4 protein-coding genes are annotated in these 5,128 nt (G+C 68.3%); 3 read left to right on the forward strand and 1 reads right to left on the reverse strand.

Annotated features, from left to right (window positions below):
• Positions 1–803 (forward strand): aminoglycoside phosphotransferase family protein (locus tag VFF46_RS30575; RefSeq protein WP_325040697.1); only part of this gene is annotated, 803 nt, incomplete at its 5' end.
• Positions 803–1,861, forward strand: a complete 1,059-nt coding sequence (locus tag VFF46_RS30580; protein WP_325040699.1) for a serine hydrolase domain-containing protein — start codon at positions 803–805, stop codon at positions 1,859–1,861. The genes VFF46_RS30575 and VFF46_RS30580, both read left to right, overlap by 1 nt.
• A gap of 3 nt (positions 1,862–1,864) precedes the next feature.
• On the opposite strand, the gene VFF46_RS30585 is transcribed toward VFF46_RS30580, so the two are convergent.
• Positions 1,865–4,405 carry a penicillin acylase family protein gene (locus VFF46_RS30585; protein ID WP_325040700.1) on the reverse strand — a complete coding sequence of 847 codons (2,541 nt, stop codon included), beginning with the start codon at positions 4,403–4,405 and terminating at the stop codon, positions 1,865–1,867.
• Between the two features lie 187 nt (positions 4,406–4,592).
• On the opposite strand from VFF46_RS30585, the gene VFF46_RS30590 reads away from it, so the two are divergent.
• The gene (locus VFF46_RS30590) at positions 4,593–4,949 is read left to right on the forward strand and encodes an FmdB family zinc ribbon protein (protein WP_325040701.1); all 357 of its coding nucleotides are present in this window, start codon (positions 4,593–4,595) and stop codon (positions 4,947–4,949) included.
• Positions 4,950–5,128 lie beyond the last annotated feature (179 nt).

Here is a 5,128-nt window from a genome sequence, read left to right on the forward strand (position 1 = left end):
ACCCAACCGTCCTCTACCAGGCGTTCTCGACGGTAGTGCAGCTGAAACCGTCCCCTGTGGTCGCCCGGGTCCCGATGAACCTGCCTGCACCCCTGCAGGAGCCAGAGCCCGCCGTACGTCGCCAGCAGCGCGAGATCGACGTCATGACCTGGCTGGCCGAGCAGGGCGTCCCGGTTGTGCAGTCCGCGCACCCGGTGCCGGTGGAGCTGGACGGGCTGTGCATGACGTTCTGGAAGTACGTCGAGGTCGCTGAGCCGGACTACGTGCGTGCGACTGCTCGCGTACCGGAGCTGCACGCCCAGCTGGCCTCGTACCCGGGGGAGCTGCCGTGGATGGCCCCGCTCCGGCTGGTCGGCCCTGGGCTGGCAACAGCCGAGGCAGTACCGGGCCTGCTCGAGCAGGAAGACGTGGAGCGCGCAAGAGCCGAGTGGAAGGTGCTGGAGCCGATCCTGACCCGCCGGTCCGGGTTCGAGTCTGCCTTCCCGTCCGTAGCCGTCCAGCCGATCCACGGGGACGCCCCGTCGTGGAACCTCATCAACACGGTCGACGGCCCCCTCTGGGCTGATTTCGAGGACGTCTGCATCGGCCCGCGCGAGTGGGACCTCGCCGGCTTCGGCCCGGACCTGTGCCGCGCGTACGGCGCTGGGCTCGACCCGCGCGTCCAGCAGCTGATGGACGTGGCTCGCGCCCTGCAGGTCGTGGTGTGTGCCCCGCTGGTCCCGCAGTTCCCGGCCCTGGCCGACGGCATCCGGATGTTCGCCGCGCAGTGGCGCGAGATGCCGTTCGCTGCTGGACTGGGCTGATGCTGAACACGTACGTCGACAACGGCGTCGTACCCGGCCTGATCAGTCTGGTGAGCCGTGGCGACGAGACGCACCTCGAGATCCACGGCAGGACGGCGTACGACGGACCGGACCTCGCGCGGGACAGCCTGTTCCGGGTGTCGTCGTTCACGAAGCCGATCACCGCGGCGGCGACCATGCTCCTGGTCGACGATCACCAGCTGACCCTGGATGCGCCTGTAGCCGACGTACTGCCGGAGCTCGCGAGTCCCGTCGTACTGCGAGCACCTGACGGCCCTGTCGAGGACACGGTGCCGGCTGAACGGGCGATCACGGTGCGGGACCTGCTGACGTTCCGGCTCGGCCTGGGTGAGTCCGACAACCCGTCGTTGCGGCAGCGCGAGGAGGAGCTCGGCGTACGGACGTTCGGGCCGCCGGTACCGCGGACAGACCTGGAGCCGGACGAGTGGATGGAACGGCTCGGGACGCTGCCGCTGCAGTACCAGCCGGGTGAGCGTTGGCTGTATGCCACGGGCTCGCATCTGCTTGGCGTACTCCTCTCCCGGGTGTCAGGGCAGCCGTTGGAGGAGTTCCTGCGTGAGCGCCTGTTCGAGCCGCTAGGGATGCGGGACACCAGCTTCACCGCGGCGGACCCTGCCCGGCTCACCACGGCGTACGTCGGGAACGACGTGCTCGACACGGCGGCCGAGAGCCAGTGGCTGACGCCGCCGTCGTTCCCTGACGCTGCGGGTGGGTTGATCTCGACGGTGGACGACTTCCACGCGTTCACCCGGATGCTGCAGAGCGGCGACCTGCTGTCGCGGGAGGCCGTCGCCGAGATGACGACCGACCAGCTCACACCGGAGCAGCGAGCAGGCGCCGGTGACTTCCTCGGGCCGGACACCGGTTGGGGCTACGGGGTGTCGGTCGGCGACGACGGGCGGTACGGCTGGGCCGGCGGGCTGGGCACGCTGTGGTCAACGGCCGCCGACGGGACCATCTCGATCCTGATGACGCAGCGGGCGCTCTGGACCTGGCCGGAGGAGCTGTTCGCCGAGGCCAGTGCGCCCGCCTGGTAGCCGCTAGCGGTCCGGCTTGGTGAAGGTGAGGGAGTGCTTGCGGGTCGCCTCGACCGCGCCCTTCGTGAACGCCCACGGGAGCGTCTCGCCCTTGACCCACAGCTCCGTCTGGTCGGTGTAGTTCGACGAGTAGGCGTGCCCGGAGACACCGGTCAGGTTGATCCAGCGCGAGTTGTCGAAGTTCGACAGGTCGACGATCATCCGCATCGACGGCGCCGAGGTCACGTCGTACCCGACGGAGGCGTCCCAGGACGTGGCGTCGACGATCGACGTACCGCCGCCGAGCTCGTACGGGCCGCGGTTGAAGATCTTCTCCACCAGGCTGTTCCCGGACTTGCCCAGCGTCTGGTTGGTCAACGTGAGCTTGTGCAGCTTGCCCCACTGCCAGTTGACCGGCTCCCGCGCCATCTTCTGGGTGATCTCGGTGCGGGCGTTCACCAGCGCCTCCCGGAGGATGTCGTCGCGGCTCTCCCTCTGCGGCGTCCGGATGTCGTCCCACCAGCCGCTGTTCGGCTGGCCGAGCAGCGTGTGGATCACCTCGAACCAGCGGGAGCCACCATCCGGCCAGGTGCCTTCGGGGAGCTGGTCGTGGAACGTCAACTCGAGCAGGTTGCGCCAGACGACGTTGAAGTACGCCGCGGCCGCGGAGTCCGGCGGCTGGGTGAAGTCCCAGTTCCGCAGGGTGTCCTGGCCCTGCCGGTCGAACGGGTCGTTGATGCTGATCCGCAGCAGGTACGGCACGAGCATCTCGGCGGCCTTGTTCTTGGTGTCCAGCTGGATCGACGCCATCGCGTTCACGTCCAGCTTGCCGGCGGCCTTGATCCGGTCGAGGATCTGCTGACTTCGGTACCCGTAGTCCCAGGAGTTGGTCAGGTAGTACTGGTAGGTGCTCGGCACGACGGCCTGGTTCGCGGTGACGATGATCCCGCTCGGTGGATCGAGCTCGGTCGGCATCGCCTCGAACGGGATGTAGCCCTTCCAGTAGTACTTCGGGTCCCAGCCCGGCACCGGCCAGTCGCCGCGGCCGATCGAGCGGATCGGCACCAGCCCGGGCGCCTGGTAGCCGATGTGGCCGTCGGTGTCGGCGTACACGAGGTTCTGCGAGGGCACCTGGAACTGCGAGGCGGCGGCGCGGAACTGGGTCCAGTCCTGCGCGGTGTTGATCGCGAACAGCGCGTCGGCGGTCTTGCCCGGGTTCAGCGCGGTCCACTGCAGTGCGACGCCGTACGCCTTCGGGTACTTCGCCTGCGACGCGGCCTGCTCGCCGACCTTGCGTTCGTCGTCGCCGACGTCGGAGATCAGCGGACCGTGGCGGGTCTCGCGGACGGTGATCTTCACCGGCTTGTCCTCGCCGGCCACCTTGAACGTCTCCTCGCGCGTGCTCATCGCGCGCCACTTGTTGTTGTAGAGGACCTTGTTGCCGTCGACGCGCTCCAGATAGAGGTCCTGGACGTCCGGGTCGAGGTTGGTGAAGCCCCACGAGATCGCGTTGTTGTGGCCGATCACCACACCGGGCAGGCCGGAGAAGCTGAAGCCGGAGACGTCGAACGGGCAGGCCTTGCCCACGTTGTTGCAGTGCAGGCCGACCTGCGTCCAGATACCGGGCATGGTCGCGCCCAGGTGCGGGTCGTTGGCCAGCAGCGGCTTGCCAGTGGTGGTGTGGTCGCCGGACACCACCCAGGAGTTCGAGCCGACGCCGTCACCCTGCCCGAGCAGCTGCGGCAGGCCCTTGGCGACGCTCTGCACCGAGTCCAGCGACTTCAGCAGGTCCTGGGTGAGCATGCTCCGCCGTACCTCGGTGCTGACCGGGGAGAGGCTGAACTTGCCGTTCCTGCTCACCGAGCCGGCCGACATGATCGGCTGGTTCCGGTCGTAGGGGTACTGCGGGTAGAGGCTCTCGATGTTGCGCGCCGGGAACGCCGCGAGCAGCTTGGTGCGGGTGATCTCCTCGTCCAGGTTGCCGCCAAGGTCCCAGGCCATCGCCTTCAGCCAGGAGAGCGAGTCGGCCGCGGTCCACGGCTCCGGCGTGTAGTTCTTCGGGAGGCCCGGCTGCAGCGACATGACGCCGTACTCCAGGCTGAGGGCGGAGCCGCTACGCTTGGACAGGTAGGCGTTCACGCCGCGCGCGTAGTCGTCGAGGTACTGCCGGGTGCTCGGGCTGAGCAGCGGCAGCTCCTTCTCCGCGGTCCGCCGCCAGCCGAGGGTCCGGATGAACTTGTCGGTCTCGAGCGCGGTCTTGCCGAACAGCTCGCTCAGCCGGCCCGCCGTGATGTGCCGCCGGACGTCCATCTCGAAGAACCGGTCCTGCGCGGCGACGTAGCCCTGCGCGGCGAACAGGTCCGCCGGGGTGTCGGCGTAGATCTGCGGGATGCCGTTGGCGTCCCGGACCACGTTCACGTCACCGTCGAGCCCCTCCAGGTCGATCGTTCCGTCGTACGTCGGGAACGAGTGGCGGACGATGTAAACGGCGGTCCCCGCGATCGCCAGGAGGAGCAAGGCGAGGGCGATTCCGCTGGCGATCACGACTCGAAGCAGGCGAGGCACGGACCAACCGTAGAGAATGCGGGGCCACGCCCCAAATGGGGTCCCTCACAACTTTGCGTTGCTCTGCGTTCGCTGGACATGGACGCAGAGTTGGGGTAAGCAAGCGTGGGTTTGGAATACTTCGGCCGCCTGGCGCATTATTAGCAGTCGGGTAGTAGGAGTGCCAGCGGCTTGAAGGGAACCGACCGTGCCGACGTACCAGTACCAGTGCACCGACTGTGGCGAAGCGCTCGAGGTGCGCCAGAGCTTCACGGACGACGCGCTGACCGTGTGCCCGAACTGCCAGGGAAACCTGCGCAAGGTCTTCAACGCCGTGGGTGTGGTGTTCAAGGGCTCCGGGTTCTACCGCACCGACAGCCGGTCCACCGGCAAGGGTTCGGTGCCGGCCAAGTCCGACGCGGCCTCATCGGGCGGCTCGAAGACGTCCGATTCGTCGTCCTCCAGCTCGTCCGGCTCGTCCAGCGGCTCCTCCGGTACGTCGGGATCCTCGTCGTCCGGCTCCTCCTCGAGTGGCTCGTCCTCGTCGGGGACCAGCGCGGCCTGACCGGCGCCTGTGGATAACTGAACGGCGGGTGCCGGCGAAACGCGTACTTTCCCCGGCATGAATTTCTCCTCGCTGTTTCGTGACCTGCTCCGGGCCGCCCGGTGGCACCGTCGGCTGCTGGCCGGCGCCACCGCCGCGGCCGCGGTGTACTTCGGACTTCTCGCCCTCTCCCCCGCACC

It is taken from the genome of Kribbella sp. (genome assembly GCF_035655035.1).
Taxonomy (GTDB): domain Bacteria; phylum Actinomycetota; class Actinomycetes; order Propionibacteriales; family Kribbellaceae; genus Kribbella.